Here is a 20,935-nt window from a genome sequence, read left to right on the forward strand (position 1 = left end):
TATAACAAAGAAGCATATGCGGTTTAATCCAGGCTCAGCGAGCTGACAGGAGGACTTGTGAATACAGACACGACGGTAGCATCACCCATTTATGATGTGGTTGTAGTAGGTGGCGGCGCCGCCGGGTTAGCGACAATTGCGAGCTTACAAAAACGCCAGCCAGATTTAAGCATTGCCCTGGTGGAGCCCGCCAGCCAGCATTATTATCAGCCGGGCTGGACGTTAGTGGGGGGTGGTGTATTCAAGCAGGCCAGCACTGCCAAAGCAATGGCTGATCTTATCCCCAAAAATGTCAGCTGGTTTCAACATGCTGCCGCAGGTTTCTCACCTCAGCAAAATACCCTGTTACTGGCTGATAATACGCAGCTGGGCTACCGCAGCCTGGTGGTTGCAACCGGGTTAAAGCTGGATTGGCAGGCGATACCAGGCTTACAGGATGCCCTCGGCACTCAGGGTGTCACGTCAAATTATCAGCCGGGCATGGCACCCTATACCTGGCAACTGGTGCAGCAGCTGGGCCGGGGCACGGCTATTTTCACCCAGCCAGCAATGCCAATTAAATGTGCCGGCGCGCCACAAAAAGCAATGTATTTGTCGTGCGACCACTGGTTGCGGCAGCAGCAACTGAGTAACATCAATGTTGAATTTTGCAGTGCCGGTGCCGCCTTATTTGGCGTGGCTGACTATGTCCCGGCACTCCAGCAGTATATTGCAAAGTACCAGATTAAACTTAACCTGCAGACGAACCTGCAAGCCATTGATGCTGCCAGCAAAACGGCGACCTTTAAGCACACCCTGGCTGATGGCAGCACTGAACTGCAGCAAAAGCGGTTTGACATGCTGCATGTCACTCCACCACAGGTTGCCCCGGATGTGATCAGGCAAAGCCCGCTGGCGGATAGTGCTGGCTGGGTAGATGTTTACCCCGACACTTTGCAGCACAAAACCTTTGCTAATGTGTTTGCCCTGGGGGACTGCAGCAATACCCCTAATGCCAAAACAGCTGCAGCGGTGCGTAAACAAGCACCGGTAGTCGCTGAGAATCTGTTAAGCCTGTTAGCCTGTCAGAAATTGCGGGCAGTATATGATGGCTACGGCTCCTGCCCGCTAACAGTAGAGCGCGGTAAAATCGTGCTGGCCGAATTTTTATACGGTGGCAAGGTAGAACCTACCTTTCCGAAATGGCTGGTAGATGGCACTAAGCCTGCGCGGCTGTCCTGGTTATTAAAAGAAAACTCCTGCCGCCGTTGTATTGGTACGCGATGCTAAAAGGACCATGAATGGCTGGCCGGGCCGCTGTACCGGGAAGATATTCCAGCCGACAGACACGCTAAACCCAGCTGTAATTTTGATGCCAGCTAAGTGATTTAACCAAACGAATTAACGCGCTTTTTGTCCAATATAGTCAACAACCTGCTGCAAAGCGGCTTTATCGTCTGCCGGCAACTGCAGCAGGACATCTGGCTGTACCCCGGCCGGTCGGGTGTCACCGTTGGGCCGGATAATCAGCGCCTTCGGATAGCCCACCTTAATGCCGGTATGCTTAAGGGTAAAGGTTTCCATAGCCCCATAGGTGGTGGCTAAATCTACTGTCGGTTCACCAATGACAGTAGCAAAGTTATAATCCTGGGCAATGGCCGCCACCGACACCGCATTGCTGTAAGAATAACGGTTAATCAGTACCAGCAGCTGAATACCACTGTCGGCAATATTGCGCGGCTTGTCATGCGGTTTGCTGTTATCAAGCGGAAACGAAATTACACTTCCTTCCGTATTGTCGCGGTAAAACTGCTCGAGTTGCAGGGTAATAGCATCAGCCTCGCCCTCTTCCGGCATTCTGGCCCGGTTGGCTGCCCGCGACAATTCTGACACTTTTACCCTAAAATCAGCCGCAAACCGAAAAGGCTTATTGGCAAACCAGGCCAGCATATGATCGCTGAAGCTGTTAGTGCCTCCAGGATTATTACGCAGATCAATAATGATGCTGTTAACCTCAGCCGCTACAAAGGCGGCAAAGGCCTGGTCAATAAAGTCATGAAATTCAGTGGTGTCCCATATTTCAGCATCAGTGGTGGCATATACATTATAAAATGGCCCGGGCTGCAGATAGCCAATAGTGTCTGCCAGGATCTGGTACTGACGCGGCTCGCTGCTAACGTCGCTGTCTGGTGTGCTTTTCGCCGCGCTTTTTGCCGCGATAAGCCGGGCCTGCTCAGCCTGGCTAAGCGTGGCCTGTTGCAGCTGATAGGGTGTGTCGCTGCCGGGTTGTTGCAGGGACAGGGTATAAGATGGCTGTTCACCATGGTGTAACCAGAGTAGCGGCGCCAGCTGGCCGCCGGTCAGGCCATCGAGTAAGCTGGTATTGTCGGCAGCCAGATAACCTTGCAGTGGTCGCAGAAAATCCCTGACAGCAATACCATTAATGCTGAGCAGCCGTTGTCCGGGCTGCACCCGCGGGTCGGCGCCATAATACGCGGCTACCCGTACGTCATCGCCATGAATACTGAGACTGAATGGCAGGGTTTTGCCTGCTGCATTTAAAAATTGCTGGTATTGCGCGGTGGGAAAGTCGATACGGGTATGGGCAATCCTGGCCAGCGCCACAAACTGCATATAATGCTTATGAGCCTGCAGTGGTGACATGGGTTTGTTTAGCTGTGCCAGACGTTCTGTAAACTGCTGGTCAAATGCCGGCTTTGGATAATGAGCAAATAAATGGTAACTGCCCCGCTGCAAATCACGGTAAAGTTGCTGAAAATCCTGCTGCAGCTGCTCGCTGCTGTAAAGGGTAGTGGCGGCATCTTGCACCGGCGCCGTGGCATGTCCAGGTTCAGCAGCTAGCAACAGGCCGGGAGCGAGCAGCACAAGTGGCACGAGCGGCAGTAAAATCTTAAGTGGGTGGAACATAGGGTTATCTCCATGTGTTTGACAGAGCCCGTAGCGTATTGACCGTTACCAGAATTGTCCTGACAATGGCAGACGATTAACCTGACAAAAACCTGACAGCAACTATATTATTGAATTAAAGCATAATTTTTATGACACAACACTTATGACAAAACTTGTATGACCCAACTTGTAATAGGCGACTGGTACGTTGATTTTAACAGTGGCAGCTGTGTTCGTAAAAGCGACAGCTGGCCGGAACAGCAGCAAGATATGCGCCGGCTGGAACCTAAAAGCTGTCAGTTACTACAGGTGCTGGCAGAGCAGCCGGGCCAGCTGATCAATAAAGACCTGTTGGTTGGCCGGGTATGGCCAGAAAGCTATGCCACTGATGATACGCTGGCAAGAACCTTGTCCAGGCTCAGAACCAGCCTGGATGATGATGCCAGAGCGCCGCGTTATATTGAAACCATACCAAAGCGCGGCTACCGGCTGATTGCAGCGGTAAGCAACCCAGCGGCCTCCGCGTTATCGTCTGCACCAGGCTCTACTGCTGTGGCAAGCAAAGCAGCCCGCCGGACTATGCCAACCCTGCTGACGGCCTTGCTGCTGACATTATTCGCAGTAGCCGGCCTGCTGGCCTATGTTACCCTGCGCCCTGCCACCGCGCCTGCCAACCCGGTCATCACCAAGGACTTACTGACCCGGGCCGATGATTATTATCATCAGATGCGTCTGGCCGATAATGAAATGGCGATTGCCCTTTATCAGCAGCATCTGAAACTGCACCCGGGTGCCGGCCTGGCTTATGCCGGTCTGGCCAATGCGCTGGTTCAGAAAACCATTCGCTGGTCGGGCGAACAACCCCGTGAGCACCGCACCCTGACGGCCAAAGTTGCCGCTGGTGCCCTGGCTGATGATGCCAGCCAGCAGCAACTGCAACGCGCGCTGGCGCTGGCACAGCAAGCAGTGGCGTTAAACCCGGACAACGCCACCACCTTAAAAGCACTGGGTTTTGTATTATCGGCACAGGGGCGGTATCAGGATGCCATAGGCGTTTATCAGCAGGCACTGCAAATTGACCCGCAAGCCTGGCAGGTACAACTTAATATTGGTGAACTGTATCAGGCCACAGACGCCATGCCTCTGGCGTTGCAGGCCTATGAAGCAGCTTTTGCGGCAATGTCTGAGCGTTACCAGCAGCAGGAAGTACAAATCCGGCCCTGGATAGCCGAGGTCGGCAGTATGCTGGGCGATCATTACCTGCATGCCGGCGATTACCAGACCGCCGAAAGCTGGTACCGGCAGGTGTTAAGCCTGGCACCATTGCATGAACAGGCAACACTGGGGCTGGCGCAGGTGTTACATGCCACCGGCGACAGCGCCGGTGCCCTGCAACTGTGCCGCGAGCTGAACCAACGACTGCAAACCGGCCATTCTTGTCAGCCAGCCAGCCGCAACAGCCAATAGGATCCCTCTAAAATATTACGTAAAACGTAATATTTTTATTGCAAAACATATAATTCATGTCTAAGGTTTAGCAATAACAAGCGAACTGCTAAATCAGGTTGGGACATGAATACCAGAACATTACACCTTTTGCTGACACTGACCTTCTGGCTGGTGCTTACCCTTGTGTTGCTAAGTGCCCTGTTTGCGTTGGCACTGCCACTGCTGGACGAGCAGTTGCTTACCAGCTGGCAGGTACAGCTGGCTGAGACCACCAAGACTGAGGTTATCCTGGCCGGCAGCGAGACCGGCCTGCTACTGCAGACAACGCAGGGCGAGTTGTTGCTTGAAACCAGCGCATTTAGCCTGGCATTGAGCCGGGCCCTGACCATTTTACTGGCAGGCGGCATGGTTAGCGCCATTATTTATTTTTTAAGGCAACTGGTGGCCGACGTTAGCAGCGGCCGGCCGTTTTCGCGCCGCAGCGCGTCTGCCCTGCAGAAAACCGGCTATTTACTGGTAACCCTGCCTGTGGTGCTGTTTCTGGAAGTTTTCCTCCGTTTTTATTTGTTTATCCCCGCAGCCAGCCACAACTCGGAATTTAACTTTACCCATATTCGGCTGCTAAGCGGCAGCGGCAATGACGTGCTGATTTATCCGGGTTTTAACATCACTCTGCTGTTAGCCGGCTGCTTTGTGCTGGTGATGGCCCGTGCCTTTTACGTGGGTGCGCAACTGCAAACCGACAATGATGAGATTATCTGATGCCAATAGTAGTGAACTTAGACGTGATGCTGGCGCGGCGTAAAATGAAAATGAAAGAGCTGGCCGACCAGGTTGGTATCTCACAAACCAATTTATCGCTGTTAAAAAATAGTCACGTACGCGGTATCCGGTTCAATACCTTAGAGAAGCTGTGTCAGGTGCTGCAATGCCAACCGGGCGATTTGCTTGAATATCAGGAGGAAAAACCATGAAGCCGCTGTCTTTAATAACGTTATGTTTGTTTCTTTCAGCATGCCAGAACTACGATGTTGCAACGCTTACCGCAATCCCGCCAGAGGTGAAACAAAGCATTCGCGCAGCAGTAGACAATAAACACCGCCCCGGTGTTGTCATCGGTCTTGTTAACCCGACAGGCAGCTATTTCTACAGTTATGGTGTAACCCATGCTAATGGCGAAATGCCCTTATCTGAGCACACACAATTTGCCACTGGTTCGCTGACAAAACTTTTTACCGCAGCGCTGTTTGAAACACTGGAGTCAGAAAACGTAGTGTCGCAACACACGTTGCTTGCTGATATCTGGCAAGGTATTGACGACGGCGCTGATACACGTCTGGTATATCTGGTTAATCACACGGCGGCACTACCCCGGGATTTATCAGCCGAAACCTTAGCGCAAAACAGTACCGACAGGTTACTGGCCACGCTATCACGTAAGGCTGATTTACCTGCGGACGACGCTTACTCAAGTGTGGGTATGGCTATTCTGGGGCTGGCATTGGCAGAAGCTAACAAGTCGTGCTTTGAAGACCAACTGAACAGTGAAATCCTGACACCACTTAAGTTAACCAGCACGGGCTTCGAACCTGACAAGGCGTTGCTGGCTGGCCGCCACCACACCACAGTGGCGGTTAAGTCTGTGGCAGGCGTGCCTGAAGTCGCCTATGGTGCTGGCGGTCTTTACTCAACCGCAGCGGATTTGAGTCGTTTTTTAAAACACCAAATGCAGCAAACCAGGCACTGGGGCTGGAAACAGTATCAGGATGAAAGTTTCGATGCCTTTTTTCATGGCGGAGACGGCAACGGTCATCAGGCCTTTATTGCGTTTCGTCCGGATAACCAGGTTGGTGTAGTATTGCTCAGCAATTCCTCTGCTGATGACGCACTACAGGATATCGCCCTGCATTTAATCGACCCCAGGATGAGCCTGCCAAACTTTCAGCACCGCCCCCGGCAACAATTACCGGAACACGCACTTTCGTTATATGCAGGACACTACCGACTAAAAGAAGATAAAGAGGGTAACCAAATTACCCTGGGTATTAGCGATAACCGACTGGTATATCGTGAGCTGACCCCTGCAGGCGATCTGGTTCGCCAGACGCCACTGCATGCTATTGACGAAAAAACCTTTGAATTAGCCGATGTCCCGGTTGTTATCACCTTTGAAAACGCGACGAACACCTCGGATGCCACTTTACAATTCGAAAACCAGGCGTTTACGATGGTGCGCGTAAACCAGGAGCAGTGAATATGGAACAAGCGATCAATCCACCGGCTATATCGCAAAGTATATTTGTAAGAATATCGACGGCGCTAACCTCGACGAAGGTGTTTATGATGAAAATCCGGGCTTTCCTGCCCTCACCCTTCGGGCCAGCTGAAGCTGTTCAAAAGCGTTCCCGACGCTTTAGTCGAACACAGGTTCTCATCCTTCAGGTACTAAAAACAAAAAAACGCCGAAGTGGCGGTTGATTGTTTTGGTGCACCCGAGAGGATTATTCGGGCTATCCTGCCCTCACCCTTCGGGCCAGCTGAAGCTGTTCAAAAGCGTTCCCGACGCTTTTGTCGAACACAGGTTCTCATCCTTCAGGTACTAAAAACAAAAAACCGCCGTAATGGCGGTTGATTGTTTTGGTGCACCCGAGAGGATTCGAACCTCTGACCTCTGCCTCCGGAGGGCAGCGCTCTATCCAGCTGAGCTACGGGTGCAACCTTCGCACTTTGGTGCGAGCGCGCATTATAGACAGGCTTTTACTGTAAGTCTATTACCTGACAGTGCGTTTTTTAGGCAAACAGTTTAATAAGCGATGATTGCACCGCTGCCAGTGACAAGCTAGAGTAGCTTTATTGTGGTTAAGGAACCTTGTTGCATGGGTCGTTTTTTTAGCGCGTTGCGCTATTGGCACTGGATATTGCTAGCAACACTGGCCGGTGTTGCCTTATGGGCTACAGAAACGTTAGTACAACACGAACAGCAACTTAACCGCAGTCAGCAGTTACGCCAAGAAGTAGCCAGTGCCGGCCAGCTGAAAGCAATGCTGGAATCGGAATTAAACCTTCCCCTTTATTTAACGGTAGGCCTGGCGTCTTATGTTAAGGCCAGTGGCGGCAAAGTAGATAAAGCCGAGCTGGACATTCTGCTGCCCGGCCTGGTGCAACAAGCCAAACATATCCGCAATATTGGTGTGGCGCCGGGTAACCGGTTGCAATACATTTACCCGCTGGCCGGCAATGAGCGGGCGTTGAATTTATACTACCCCGATTTACCCGACCAATGGCCACTGGTAGAAGAAACGATTCAAAGCGGCCAGGCGCGTCTGGTTGGCCCGGTACGGTTGGTGCAGGGCGGCCAGGCGTTTATTTATCGTCTACCTATTTTTATTCCGGACGATAGTTACTGGGGTATTTTAAGCACCGTAATCAATATTGAAACTATCTGGTCGTTGCTGGCTGCCAGCGCCGCCGAGCAGAATGTTACCATTGCCCTGCGCGCCAAAACACCTGATCAGCATGAGTATGGCAACAGCTTTTTTGGTGAACCACGTTTATTCTACGACGACAGCCTGCTACTGAACCTGGCAATTCGTGGCGCCGATTGGCAAATGGCAATAAGAGCAGCAGAACCCGTTATCGACCGGGGCACCTGGTTACGGGCCGGACTGTACTTCGCTACGTTATGTTTGCTGGCCTTGTTAGCCTGGTTATTTTATTCCCGGCAACAACTGCGGTTTACCGCCGCTGAATTGAGCCGCAGTGAAAGCTATTTGCGGGCAGTTACCGATAACGTATTAGATGCCATTATTGTGACCAATGAAGAAGGCATTATTGAAGACGCCAACTTGTCCTGCTACCGAATATTTGATTACCCCAGGGGCAGTTTACAGGGCTTGCACTGGTCGATGCTGCTGGCTACCCCGGAAAGCATCGAAGCCATTTACAGTGCAACCTCCAAGCCCGAACAAGAGTTTGAAGGCAGTGGTTTGCGCCAGGATAGCAGTCAGTTTGAGTTATCGTTATCACGCACCCGGCTGGCGCTGGGCGACCAGCAGTATCAACTGCTACTGATGCGGGATATTACCAGTCGCAAACGAATGGAAAAGGTAAAGAATGATTTTGTCGCCACCGTTAGCCATGAGTTACGCACACCGCTCACTGCCATTAATGGCGCCCTGGGCCTGGCGATAAGTGGCGCGCTCGGCGACTTAAACCGCTCAGCCCAGAAAATGCTGACCATGGCACACAACAGTTGCGGTCAGTTAAATCAGCTGATTAACGATTTACTGGACACTGAACGACTGGCCAGTGGAAAAATACGGTTTGATATCAAGACTGTAGCTTTGCTTCCTATACTGGAGCAAAGCATAACCCAAATTGCCGCCATGCAGCATAAACAGCGGCTGGTGATACGCTGCGACAAAGACACCACCGACAGGGTGCTGGCGGATAAAGGCCGCTTAAGCCAGGTGTGCCTGAATTTACTGTCTAATGCCGTCAAGTTTTCACCGCCAGACAGTACAGTTGAAATTACCCTGTCAGAGCATAATAAGCTGATTCGGGTTAGTATTGTTGACCAGGGAAATGGGGTGGCCGGAGAGTTTCTGCCGCAACTGTTTCAACGCTTTGCTCAGGCTGATAACCAGGACAGCCGCCAGCATGCCGGCACCGGTTTAGGGCTGGCAATCAGTAAGGCACTGATCGAGCAAATGGCCGGCCAGATTGGCTATGAACGTCGCCAGCAGGGCAGTTGTTTTTACTTTGAGCTGCCGGCCGCCACGCCGGACCCGGCTTAAAAGTTGCACTATGCCGGCTTTTGTCTTAATTTGCTTACCATTGGCTGCAAAGCCCGGTATTTTATCGCCAATTTTGGCATACTACATCAGCTACAGCTCACCTTGTCTGGTGCAGCTGATAATAATGACTAGCGGCCAAGCCGCAACCACGCCACGGAGACATAACAATGCGCAAAACATTACTCGCTACTGCGATGAGTGCCATTTTTGCTCTGAGCGCCTGCTCAGACAATACGGCACCAACCCAAGCAGAAACCACACCCTCAGCCGTTGAGAATACCGAAGTGACCAGCAGCAACCCCTTTTTCCAGCCAAGCAGCCTGCAGTATCAGGCACCTGACTTTAGCGCAATTAAAGATGATCATTTCCTGCCGGCCTTTGCCGAAGGTATGAGCCGGCATATGGCCGAAGTAGAAGCCATTGCCAATAATCCAGAAGAACCGACCTTTGAAAACACCCTGGTTGCCCTGGAGAAAAGCGGTGAAATGCTGGGCCGGGTAGCACGGGTGTTTTACAACCTGAGCGGTACCGACAGCAATGAAAAACGCCGGGAAATTCAGTCTGAACTGGCGCCGAAAATGGCAGCTCACTCAGACAACATCAATTTAAACCCGGCATTATTTGCCCGGATTAAAACCATTTACGATAACCGGAACGATTTAGAACTGGATGCCGAAAGCACCCGGCTGGCTGAAGTTTATTACGAGCGCTTTGTCCGGGCCGGTGCCGAGCTGACTGAAGAGCAGAAAACCGCTATTCGCGCCTTAAACGAAGAGCACTCTACCCTGACCAATAAGTTCTCCCAGAACCAACTGGCTGAAACTAAAAATATTGCGGTAGTGGTTGATAGCAAAGAAGAACTAGCCGGCTTATCTGAAGCCCAGATCACTGCTGCAGCGAACGCAGCTAACGCAGCCGGCCATGAAGGTAAGTATCTGCTTAGCATTACTAACACCACCCGCCAGCCGGTATTAAGCCAGCTGGATAACCGCGAACTACGCAAGCGGGTGTGGGAAGCCTCAGCCTATCGCGGCCAGAGCGGTGAATTCGACAGTACCCCTATTGTCAGCCGCTTAGCGCAACTGCGGGCGGAGCGCGCCAAGTTACTGGGCTATGAAAACTGGGCCACGTATGGCCTGGAAGCGCAAATGGCGAAAACGCCAGAGGCGGTATTCGACATGCTGGGCAGCATGGTGCCGGCGGTAGTGGAAAATACCAAGCAAGAACTGGCTGACATTAATGCCATGATCAAGCAACAAGGTGGTGATTTTGAAGCCGAACCCTGGGACTGGGAATACTATGCCGAGCTGGTTCGCCAGGCTAAATACGATTTAGACGAAGACGAAGTTAAACAATACTTTGAATTTAACCGGGTACTGGAAGACGGTGCGTTTTATACGTTAAACCGCTTTTATGGCGTGCGGTTTGAACCACGGCCAGATTTACCGGTATACCACCCGGACGTAAAAGCCTATGAAGTGTTCGACGCCGATGGCACCAGCATGGCCATTTTTTATGCTGACTACTTTGCCCGTGACGGCAAACGTGGCGGCGCCTGGATGAGCTCGTTTGTTGGCCAGTCGCACTTACTGGGCACCAAGCCGGTAGTGGTGAATGTGATGAACATTCCAAAAGCGCCAGATGGCGAGCCGACATTAATCAGCTACGACCATACCACCACCATTTTCCACGAACTGGGTCATGGCGTGCACGGTATGTTCTCAAACGTGAACTACCCAACCTTAGCCGGCACTTCGGTATCGCGTGACTTTGTTGAGTTCCCGTCTACTTTCGAAGAAGACTGGGCGCAACATCCTGAGGTGTTACCTAATTACGCCAAGCACTATGAAACCGGTGAGCCCATTCCTAAAGAATTGCTGGATAAAGTACTGCGCTCACGCAGCTTTAACCAGGGCTATGACACCCTGGAATATATGTCTGCGGCACTATTAGATATGGAATGGCATTCTTTGTCAGCCGATGCGCCATTACAGAATGTTAATGAGTTCGAAGCGGCAGCGCTGAAAAAGCATGGCGTAGATTTAGCAGCGGTACCACCGCGCTATAAATCGACTTTTTTCTCCCATTCAATGGGCGGCGGCTATTCTGCCGGTTACTATGCCTATATGTGGAGTGAAATTCTGGCGGCTGATGCCTATGCCTATGTGCAGTCACGGGGTGGTTTAACCCGCGAGAATGGTGATCACTACCGGAAAAATATTCTGGAAGTAGGTAACTCACGGCCGACCATGGACTCTTACAAAGCGTTCCGGGGCCAGGAGCCAACTACTGACGCACTGCTAATCCGCCGCGGCCTGAAAACCAAAGTAGATTAAGCACGCAGCAAGTCGAACCGGCTGACGTCAAGCCAGCCGGTTCTCATATCAATTACTACAAAAAGCCCGGTTAATATCACCGGGCTTTTCTTTTACTGGCGCAGTTGAATTAGCTGCCGGCCAGCTGCATCTGACTGATCAATACCGAGCCAGTCAACACGCCACCACGGCGGTCAACATCGTTGCCCACTGCCGCAATATTCATAAACATATCGGCCAGATTACCGGCGATAGTTACCTCTGCTACCGGGAACTGGATTTCGCCGTGTTCTACCCAGAAGCCGCTGGCACCCCGTGAGTAATCACCGGTAACGGTATTGACGCCCTGGCCCATCAGTTCGGTTACCAGCAGGCCTTTACCCATTTGCCGGCACAGTGCCGCTAAATCGTCATTGCCATGGCTGATCAGCCAGTTATGGATGCCGCCGGCGTGGCCGGTACTGGCCATACCTAACTTGCGGGCGGAATAGCTGGTGGTTAAATATGTGTTCAATACGCCGTTCTCAATCACCGCCAAATCGCGGGTTTTAACGCCCTCGGCATCAAACGGGCTGGAGGCCAGCGCCTGGGGTAAATGCGGTTGCTCGTTAATGGTAACGCCGGCTGCCATTACCTGCTTGCCGACTTTATCCAGTAAAAAACTGGACTTACGGTAAATGCTGCCGCCGCTGATCGCGGATACCAGATGACCAAACAAGCTGCTGGCAATGTCGGCCCGGAATATAACCGGGACTTTCTGGGTAGCAACCTGGCGCGCGCCTAGGCGGGCCACAGTTTCCAGCGCCGCTTCGCGGCCAATCTGTTTCGGGTCAAGTAATTTACTGTACTGGCGGGCGACAGTAAAGCTGTAGTCGCGCTGCATATCGTCGTCCTGCTCGCCTATCATCACGCAACTGAAACTGTGACGCGAACTCGGATAACCCACCAGCTGGCCATGGCTGTTGCCATACACTTTTAAACCCTGATGCGATGAGAATGAGGCGCCTTCAGAGTTGGTGATCCGCTTATCGGTAGCAAAGGCCGCTTCTTCGGCGCCGGCACATAAGCTGATGGCCAGCTCGGTGCTGATGCTGTCGGGGTAGAACAAATCTAAATCCGGTGGGCTGAACTCCAGCCAACTTGCCTCTGCCACCCCGGCGTGCGGATCTTCTGAGGTATAGCGGGCGATATCAGCAGCAGCTGCCACAGCGCGCTCAAGCGCCTGCGGGCTTAAGTCAGCCGTCGAGGCCGAGCCTTTACGCTGACCAAAATATAAACTGATGCCCAGACCACCGTCCTGATTAAACTCAACTGTTTCCACCTCGCCATGGCGGGTTTCCACGCTTAAACCGCGGGTCCGGCTCATCGAGGCTTCAGCACTGCTGGCGCCTAATGCTTTCGCCCGGGCCAGCACTGCACTGACCGCATCTTTAACTTCGGCAATTTCCTGCCAGACGTTTTGTTCTGTTGCTTGCATATTCACTCTTGCTGATCACTCTATTTGTGCCAAGCTTACCATAGACTGCTTAAGGCTGCTGCCAGCAGGCATAAGTTTAGTGTTATACTTAGCACAAATATGCTAATGAAGAAGCACCATGACCGAAACCGAATTTAAATACGGCGACAGCAAATGGCTGGACCAGCCAGACCATATCAGCAAAAGCCAGATAAAACGTGAAATGCATGCCCTGCAGGCACTGGGCGAAGAGCTGGTGGCGTTAAGCCCGGCGGCCCGCGCCAAAGTGCCGCTGGATGAAGAACTCGTCGATGCGCTGGAGCTGGCCGACAAGCTGGCGAAAAAACGCGAAGCGCTGCGCCGGCATATTCAGTTTATTGGCCGCTTAATGCGTACCCGTGATGTCGAGCAAATTGAGCAGGCGCTGGCGGTAATGCGTAATACCAAGCAGGCCGCCGATAAGCAGTTTCATAAGGTGGAAAAATGGCGGGAAAAGCTGCTGCATAACGATGATGCGTTAACTGAGTTTGTGGCAGCCTATCCGGATATTGAAATTCAGCAACTGCGCTTGTTAATTCGCCAGGCCAAGAAAGAGCAGGAAAAAGAACAACCACCTAAAGCTTACCGGGAGCTGTTTCAGTTGATCCGGCCGGTGATAATGGATAGCGAGAACGGTTAGGGTGTGAGCTGCCATCGGTTTGCCCACATTTTCGCCAAAAATAAAGCCAGCATACTGCTGGCTTTTTTATGCGGTTGATTATTCAATCTTAAATACGGGTTAACCAGCCATGCTTATCGGAGGCTTTGCCCCACTGAATATCATTCAGCGCCTGGCGCAGTTTTAACGTAGCCGGGCCGGCTTCACCGCTACCCACTTTATGCTCGGTACCATCGGCAATTAAAGTACCTACCGGGGTTAGTACCGCGGCGGTGCCTGACAAAGCCGCTTCAGTACCCGGTTTGGCTGCACGTTCCAGTAACTCAGTAACACTTAGCTCCCGCTCAGATACCGTCATGCCCATATCACGGGCCAGGGTCAGCACTGAATCGCGGGTAACCCCATGCAGGAAGCTGCTGTCCAGCGCCTTGGTAATAATTTCATTGCCGTCAATCAGCAAAAAGTTTGCCGCGCCGGTTTCCTGGACATCACCGCCCGGGCAGAACAGTACCTGATCTGCCTGGACACTGGCCCGCGCTTTTAAAATCGGTTGCAGCGCGCTGGCGTAATTACCACCGCTTTTTACCATGCCCATATGGGCCGCACAGCGGGCGCCATTTTGCTCCAGCAACAACCGTAGCGGCTTGCTGCCACCGGCAAAGTAATCGCCAACCGGCGATAACAGCACATACAACATGGAGCTGGCTGTTGGTGCCGCGGCTTTGCCAATGGCGGCTTCAGTACCAATATGGGTTGGCCGGATATACATTGAGCCTGGCGGCTCGGGTACATCGCTGGCGTACTGACGGACAATATCAATAATCATCTGGCTTAAGGTCGCGGCATCGGGCTGCGGTAAGGATAACAACGCGCTGCTTTGAATTAGGCGGGCGACGTTTTTCTCCATCCGGAATAAATTTATCGAGCCATCGCTGTGTTTAAAAGCCTTTAAACCTTCAAAGCAGGTGCTGGCATAATGCAGCACGTGCGCACCCGGGTGCAGGCTGATACTGTCTGCAGAAACAATCTGCGGGGTGCTCCAGGCGCCCTGTTCAAAACGGGTTAATGCCATCTGTGGCATAAAAACACTACCAAATGCAGCCATTGTTGCTTCCTGTTGTTAATCTTTATTGGTTATTGAGTGCCGCCAACGGTCATGGCGTCCAGCTTCAGGGTTGGCTGGCCAACCCCTACCGGCACGCTCTGGCCCTGTTTACCACAAACGCCCACCCCAGTGTCCAGCGCTAAGTCGTTACCCACCATCGACACCTGCTGCATCGCCGCCGGGCCGTTGCCAATTAAGGTAGCGCCTTTAATCGGGCTGGTGATTTTGCCATCTTCAATTAAATAAGCCTCTGAGGCCGAAAAGACAAATTTACCCGAGGTGATATCCACCTGGCCGCCACCAAAATTCGGGGCGTAAATACCCTTTTTCACACTGGCAATAATTTCCGCCGGATCATGCTCGCCGGCCAGCATATAGGTGTTGGTCATCCGCGGCATTGGCAAATGAGCAAACGACTCGCGCCGGCCATTACCGGTTGGGTTCACGCCCATCAGCATGGCATTATGTTTATCCTGAATATAGCCTTTAAGGATGCCGTTTTCGATCAGCACGTTATGCTGACTGGGCACGCCTTCGTCATCGACATTAAGCGAGCCGCGCCGATGCGCCAGGGTACCGTCATCAACAATGGTGCATAGTTTGGATGCAACCTGCTGGCCGATTTTACCACTGAAAGTAGAGGAGCCTTTGCGGTTAAAGTCGCCCTCCAGGCCATGGCCAACTGCTTCGTGCAGCAGCACGCCGGGCCAGCCCGAACCCAGCACCACCGGCATGGTACCGGCCGGCGCGTCTATTGCGGTTAAATTAACCTGGGCCATGCGCACCGCATCGCGGGCATATTGCTGCCAGCGCGGCTGGGCATTTACCAGTTCGCTGAAATATAAGTAATCGGTACGGCCACCGCCACCGGCACTGCCGCGTTCGCGCCGGCCATCCTGTTCCAGTAGCACTGAACAGTTTAAGCGGACCAGCGGCCGGATATCCGTTGCAAAGGTACCATCGCTGGCCGCGACAAGGACTTCCTCATACACCCCGGACAAGCTGACCATGACCTGTTCGGCCCGGCTGTCAAGGCTGCGGATAAAGGCTTCAATCTGATTAAGCAGTGCTACTTTTTCGGTATTGCTCAGGCTTTGCAGCGGCTCGCATGGCAGGTAAATATTGCTGTTGCCACTTTTGCTGAACGCTTTTACCCGGCCCTGCTGGCCATGGCTGGCAATGCCACGCGCTGCGCCGGCAGCTTGTTGTAAAGCGGCAGCGCTAATGGTATCAGCGTAGGCAAAACCGGTTTTTTCACCGCTAATGGCCCGCACACCAACACCGCGTTCAATATTAAAAGAGCCATCTTTTACCAGGCCATCCTCCAGCACCCAGGATTCATGGATACTGGATTGAAAGTATAAATCGGCATAATCGAGCTGATGGCCAAATAAATAGCCAAGGGAGTGCTCCAAATCAGCCATGCTGAGATCGGAGGCGGTAAGTAAATTCTGTTCAACTGCATTCATTATTTCAGCTCACTGTTAAAACGATTATGCTGGTGGACCGGCATTTTCTGGCCGAGTTGCTGACACTGGCCTATATCAACCAGCGCCGATATCCAGCCGGGACCGGTGCCGGCGTCAGCAAGTACCTCGCCCCAGGGGTCGATAATCAGGCTGTGGCCAAAGGTTTCACGGCCATTAGCATGCACCCCGGTTTGGTTAGCGGCCAGCACAAAACACTGGTTTTCGATCGCCCTGGCTTTTAACAACGTGTGCCAGTGGGCCGCGCCGGTTGGCCGGGTAAATGCCGATGGTACTGTTAACACTTGCATACCCTGGGCGGCTAATGCCTGCATTAAACCGGGAAAGCGCACATCATAGCATATACTCAGCCCCAGTTTCAGGCTGGGCAATTGACATAAACTGATCTTTTCACCCGGCAAGGTGGTGGCCGACTCGCGGTAACTGCCGGTGCTATCAGCTACATTTACATCAAACAAATGCAGTTTCTGATAATCAGCCAGCAATTCACCTGCGGGGCTGTATACCAGACAACTCGCGGCAAAACGCTCGGGGTTAGCAGTAGCGGTTGGCTGACTGCCGGCTACCAGGTACACACCAAACTCAATGGCCAGTTGCCGGCAGGCCTGCTGAATTGCACCTTCGCCAATAACGGCCTGATGGGCCAGCTGTAATTTATCGCCGCCGCCAAATACCGCAAAACACTCCGGTAACAACACCAGATGCTGCGCTGATTGGGGCAGTTGTTGCAGGTACTGTTTTACGGCCGCCAGGTTAACCAAAGGCTCCGGGGCGCTGGTTAACTGAATTGCCGATAAGCGCCAGTTAGTCGCCACGGGGTTGTTGCTCCTCTAAATCCATTATGGTCTCGGGCTGGGCTATCCGCACCGGTACCGGCACCTCGGTGCTGTGACGATTCACTTCTGTTACTACCGGCTGCTCAAAGGTACCGGTTACAGTAAAGTTAATCCGCGAGATCACTTCCGCCGACTGAAACACTTCGTCCAGCGCCAGCGCTGCCAGGCCCGTAGCCGGGTTAACCATCCAGGCAATGATCACCGGTAAACTGGAGGTGACTTTGGGCGAGAATGACATTTGATAATCCAGCTCTGAATTAACCAGATCAGCATAGCCCTGAATCGCCAGATTGCCGGGGACGCCATCAATGCTGGTATCACTGGTTTGCACTACCCCCCGATGAATGGCAAGGGCACCGCTCATTTTGTTATAAAAGAAACCTTTGGAGAATACGTCGCGAAAATCCAGCCGTAACTTGCGCACCAGCGAATCGAGACTGAAAATCGAAAATAGCCGGGCGCCCTGATCGCTCACTTCGGTTAGTGCCCCTTCGCCCAGGTTAAACTGCAACTGACCATTGAGTTTTGCCAGCTCAAACTGGGTGGGTGCCGCCGGCCAGTTAAGGTTAAAATTCATCTCAGCCCGGCTGCCACTGATCCCGGTTGTCAGCTGAAACTCATTCAGCAACGCCCCCAGGTTGGGGCTTTGAAAACGACCGCTGAGCTCGGTCACCCCTAACTGTTGATCAGGAAACCAGCTGCCCTGCACTGTCAGCTCATTGCTCTTATAGCGACTGGTAAATTCAGACAATTGCCAGTGGTCACCCTGGCCGCTGGCGGCCAGCTGCAGTTGGCCAAACCGGTAGTTGCCAATTGAGCAATCGTTACATTTTACCGTTAGCGGTGGCAGCGTCAGCAGGCTGGCTTCAAGTTGCGGTAGCAGCTCTTCCGGTGTGGCCAGAGCATCTACCTCACCAGATACTGTTTGAAAATCGGACTGGCCCGGGGATTTACCGGGTAATGGCAAATGCAGGTAATCTATGTCAGCTTGCAGCCCCTGCTGCTGCCAGTCGTGACTGAACACCCAACGACTGGCGATTTCAGTGCCATGCAAGCGCAAACGCCAGGCATCCGGTCCCGGCTCCAGTTCAAATACGGTATTGGTCAGCGCGGTGTCCGCGACCAGGCCAAGTTTTGCTATCCTGCCACGCACCCTGCTTAACGGCGGCATCAGCCCGCTGCTATCCTGGCTACGGCTAAACAGCTGTTCACTAAGCAGTTGTTGCCACGGGTGCAGTTCTGCATGAGCGACATCAATATCAATAGTAAAGTGCGACCCGTTAATCCCCGCATTCTCTGGTCCCAGGCTTAGATTTGCCCGGCGCACCTGAGCATTAGCATGGTCAAGCTCAGCTGTAAAATACAGCTGATCAGCATAGTTCAGTTCGAGCAGTCCCTGCTGACTATTGCCCTCAGCCTCGATAGCAAGATTTGCCGCTGTCGCTGCCGCTTTTTGATAGGGAGCCGGCAGCAGCAATGCTGCATCGCTTAAATCTGCCCTCAGGGTCGAGCTGTAGCTAAAGTCATCATTTTGCAACTGCAATGCTAACGCGAGTTGCCAGTCCAGCTCACCACTGGCTAATGCTGCAGCGTCAGGCCACAGCGCCTGCACCACATTGCTGCTGTCATTGGTTGCCGTAGCAGCGAGGTTAAACTGGTAATGGTCGTTCTGCTGCTGGCCATCGAGGCTGGCCGTTACCGGTAGCTCGCGCCAGTTAAATTTAAGATTCTCTGCATTTACGTCACTATCACGGAAGGTTACCTGACCGGTTAGCTGACGGATGGCCAGCTGCGGCGCGGTTAAATCCAGACTAACGTTGTTAAGCGCTATAGTGCCGCTTGCCTGAACCGCAGGCTGGCGTAAGCCCAGCTGCAGCGCAATATCAGCCCGGGCCGGGCCGGACGGCGCCAGCTGCCGTAACACCTTGCCTAAATTATCACGCAGCGGCGAGGCGTTAATCAGGCCAGTGGCGTCGTCCAGCTGCAAGGCGCTGTCGATGTCGATTGTCAGGTATTTAGCATCAAGCAAGTTAGCAATTTCAGCAGTAACCTTACCCTGAAGCGCCATGCCACCGATAGTGGCGCTGTCGGTGCTGATTTGCATTGCGGCGTTTTCAAACCACAACCGGCTGTTAAGTTGTTCCAGCGAAGGCCACTGCGGATTAAACTGAAAGCTGGCGTCGCTAACGACTGCTTCAACCTGAAATATACCCTCGGCAGCAGCAAAAGGATACTGTGCAGGTCGCCCCTGCCATAACACTGCAGCCTGCTCCAGCTGGCCATCGATGATCGCATTGCTCAAATAATCCCGGGTTTTCTCTGGCAGGTAACGTAGCGGCAGATAGCGCCCGACTTCGCTGGCTCTGGCACCGGTTAATACTGCAAAAAGGCTCAGCTCAGGCTGTTGTTGCAGACGCCATTGCATACTGCCGGCCAGGTTAAAATCGGCCGTGTCGAGTTGCAATGAGGGTAGCTGGATTTGCCAGTCACCAGCGCTGGTTTTTCTGGCCAGCAAGCTAAGCTGCAACTGCTGATAGGGGATAGGCGCACTGAACATAGCGGGCCATTGCAGCTCACTTTGCTGGCCGCCGAGGGTTAAGCCTGCGGCAGTCGGTGCGGCCCAGAACTCGCCGTTCAGGCCGGCTACCCCTGGCAGATCAGTGCTGCTGATTTTAGTCAGGTTGCTTAACTGACCCTGCAGTTGCCAGTTATCCCGGCTTTGCAATTGCCACTGCGCCTGGGTTAGCTCACCCTGCAATTCGGTGGTGGTCAATCGCGCCAGTTGGGGTATTTCATCACTGAGTAACTGACTTAGCGGTGCTAACGCATCCAGTTTTAACTGCTGCAGCTGGCCATGCCAGCCGGGCGATTTTTTATGCAGCTGTACTGTCAGGTCCGGCCATACCGCCTGACCATCAGACAAGGCTAAAGGCCCGGAATAGAGCGACCAGCCTTCTGCAGTAGGATGCCATAACAGCTGGCCCGGCCCCAGTTTCAGCTGATGCGCCTGACCCTGTCGTTGCCAGCTTAAGCTGTTATCCGCCAGCTCAATCTGAAAGCGCTGCAGTTCACCCTTGTCGACCCGGCCCCAGGCCTGAAAGTTGATATCTGCCTGATCCAGACGGCCAGTTTGTGGCAACGACTGTTGAAACCATGGCAAAATATCCAGCTGGCGGCTTTCCAGGAATATCTGACCAAATGCCTGATCTAAGGTAGCGCCATATAAATCGATAATAAAAGACAGGGTATTGCCGGTGATATCGGCAACCGCAAGCTCACCAATACCCTGATGACGCTCCCCCTCATTGCGCCAATCCAGCTTATGCACCGCAATAACAATATCGTCACTGCCCTTTGCTGTTAACACCAGCTCACTGTCAAGCAAGGTAAAGTGATTCAACTGGCGAAAAAATAATTGTTCCAGGGCGTTAATTGCCGGGGCAGTATCCAGTGGCTGAGTAGTTTGCCGACGATTAAGCAAGGTACTGCTGTCAATGGCATAACGCAGCCCTCTGAGTTCAAAATGCTCGGCCCGCAGCTGCATACTGCGCAAACTTTGCCAAAAATCAAAATGCACCCGGGTTTGTTTAATACTAAGCTGTACGCCCTGCTGCGGCTTACCTAACTGCATTTGGTTCAGCACCATGGCCGGACCAAACTTTTGCCAGCCGGCACTGATTTCGGCTATCTGAACCTCGGTACCCAGCTGGTTGGCAAGCAGATCTTCCAGATGATGTTTATAACTGTCGGCATAGGGTAATGCCAGGCGTAATATTGATACCAGAGTAGCAAGCAGCACCAAGCCTATGGCCAGCAGTAGCCAGATTTTATGTAAACAATAAAAGCAGACCCGGGTTGCTTGTTGCACTACATCATCACCACATCAAATTGCTCCTGCGTATACATCGGCTCACCATAAATAGTTATTTGTTTGCCAATAAAAC

General features: G+C 52.7%; 14 protein-coding genes and 1 tRNA gene. 8 read left to right on the forward strand and 7 right to left on the reverse strand.

The window, feature by feature from the left end:
- The first annotated feature begins 57 nt into the window (after window positions 1-57).
- A complete protein-coding gene (locus tag KG631_RS15810) occupies window positions 58-1,269 on the forward strand; it encodes an FAD/NAD(P)-binding oxidoreductase (protein WP_365869242.1) in 1,212 nt (403 codons plus the stop codon).
- Window positions 1,270-1,380: 111 nt separating this feature from the next.
- On the opposite strand, the gene KG631_RS15815 is transcribed toward KG631_RS15810, so the two are convergent.
- Window positions 1,381-2,907 carry a S41 family peptidase gene (locus KG631_RS15815; protein WP_214000621.1) on the reverse strand — a complete coding sequence of 509 codons (1,527 nt, stop codon included), beginning with the start codon at window positions 2,905-2,907 and terminating at the stop codon, window positions 1,381-1,383.
- 159 nt (window positions 2,908-3,066) lie between these two features.
- Here KG631_RS15815 and KG631_RS15820 point away from each other — a divergent pair, with 159 nt between their 5' ends.
- From KG631_RS15820 to KG631_RS15835, 4 genes are all read left to right on the forward strand, one after another.
- Entirely contained in the window at window positions 3,067-4,356 is a 1,290-nt protein-coding gene (locus tag KG631_RS15820) for a tetratricopeptide repeat protein (protein WP_214000622.1), read from the forward strand.
- Window positions 4,357-4,461: 105 nt separating this feature from the next.
- Window positions 4,462-5,100 carry a DUF2975 domain-containing protein gene (locus KG631_RS15825; RefSeq protein WP_214000623.1) on the forward strand — a complete coding sequence of 213 codons (639 nt, stop codon included), beginning with the start codon at window positions 4,462-4,464 and terminating at the stop codon, window positions 5,098-5,100.
- The gene (locus KG631_RS15830) at window positions 5,100-5,312 is read left to right on the forward strand and encodes a helix-turn-helix transcriptional regulator (protein ID WP_214000624.1); all 213 of its coding nucleotides are present in this window, start codon (window positions 5,100-5,102) and stop codon (window positions 5,310-5,312) included. Before KG631_RS15825 ends, KG631_RS15830 begins: the two co-directional genes overlap by 1 nt.
- The gene (locus tag KG631_RS15835) at window positions 5,309-6,592 is read left to right on the forward strand and encodes a serine hydrolase domain-containing protein (protein WP_214000625.1); all 1,284 of its coding nucleotides are present in this window, start codon (window positions 5,309-5,311) and stop codon (window positions 6,590-6,592) included. Before KG631_RS15830 ends, KG631_RS15835 begins: the two co-directional genes overlap by 4 nt.
- Window positions 6,593-6,976: 384 nt before the next feature.
- Here the strand turns inward: KG631_RS15835 and KG631_RS15840 are convergent.
- Window positions 6,977-7,053: transfer RNA gene (locus KG631_RS15840), tRNA-Arg, on the reverse strand.
- 161 nt (window positions 7,054-7,214) lie between these two features.
- Here KG631_RS15840 and KG631_RS15845 point away from each other — a divergent pair.
- Window positions 7,215-9,134, forward strand: coding sequence for an ATP-binding protein (locus KG631_RS15845; protein ID WP_214000626.1), 1,920 nt, complete (start codon window positions 7,215-7,217; stop codon window positions 9,132-9,134).
- Window positions 9,135-9,301: 167 nt separating this feature from the next.
- On the forward strand, window positions 9,302-11,470 hold the full coding sequence (locus KG631_RS15850) for a M3 family metallopeptidase (protein WP_214000627.1): 2,169 nt from the start codon (window positions 9,302-9,304) through the stop codon (window positions 11,468-11,470).
- Window positions 11,471-11,579: 109 nt separating this feature from the next.
- On the opposite strand, the gene pmbA is transcribed toward KG631_RS15850, so the two are convergent.
- On the reverse strand, window positions 11,580-12,926 hold the full coding sequence (pmbA, locus tag KG631_RS15855; protein ID WP_214000628.1) for a metalloprotease PmbA: 1,347 nt from the start codon (window positions 12,924-12,926) through the stop codon (window positions 11,580-11,582).
- Between the two features lie 118 nt (window positions 12,927-13,044).
- Between pmbA and yjgA the strand changes: the two genes are divergently transcribed.
- Entirely contained in the window at window positions 13,045-13,584 is a 540-nt protein-coding gene (gene yjgA / locus KG631_RS15860) for a ribosome biogenesis factor YjgA (protein WP_214000629.1), read from the forward strand.
- 88 nt (window positions 13,585-13,672) lie between these two features.
- On the opposite strand, the gene KG631_RS15865 is transcribed toward yjgA, so the two are convergent.
- From KG631_RS15865 to KG631_RS15880, 4 genes are read right to left on the reverse strand one after another with little or no spacing between them, the layout of a single operon-like run.
- Window positions 13,673-14,668 carry a branched-chain amino acid aminotransferase gene (locus KG631_RS15865; RefSeq protein ID WP_214000630.1) on the reverse strand — a complete coding sequence of 332 codons (996 nt, stop codon included), beginning with the start codon at window positions 14,666-14,668 and terminating at the stop codon, window positions 13,673-13,675.
- Between the two features lie 29 nt (window positions 14,669-14,697).
- A complete protein-coding gene (tldD, locus tag KG631_RS15870) occupies window positions 14,698-16,137 on the reverse strand; it encodes a metalloprotease TldD (protein WP_214000631.1) in 1,440 nt (479 codons plus the stop codon).
- Window positions 16,137-16,970 (reverse strand): carbon-nitrogen hydrolase family protein, encoded by an 834-nt coding sequence (locus tag KG631_RS15875; RefSeq protein WP_214000632.1) that lies wholly within the window; start codon window positions 16,968-16,970, stop codon window positions 16,137-16,139. The genes tldD and KG631_RS15875 overlap by 1 nt, the downstream gene beginning before the upstream one ends.
- Complete coding sequence (locus KG631_RS15880) at window positions 16,960-20,859, reverse strand: YhdP family protein (RefSeq protein WP_214000633.1); 3,900 nt, start codon at window positions 20,857-20,859, stop codon at window positions 16,960-16,962. The genes KG631_RS15875 and KG631_RS15880 overlap by 11 nt, the downstream gene beginning before the upstream one ends.
- Between the last annotated feature and the right edge of the window lie 76 nt (window positions 20,860-20,935).

This window comes from Arsukibacterium sp. (assembly GCF_018402695.1).
GTDB lineage: Bacteria > Pseudomonadota > Gammaproteobacteria > Enterobacterales > Alteromonadaceae > Alishewanella.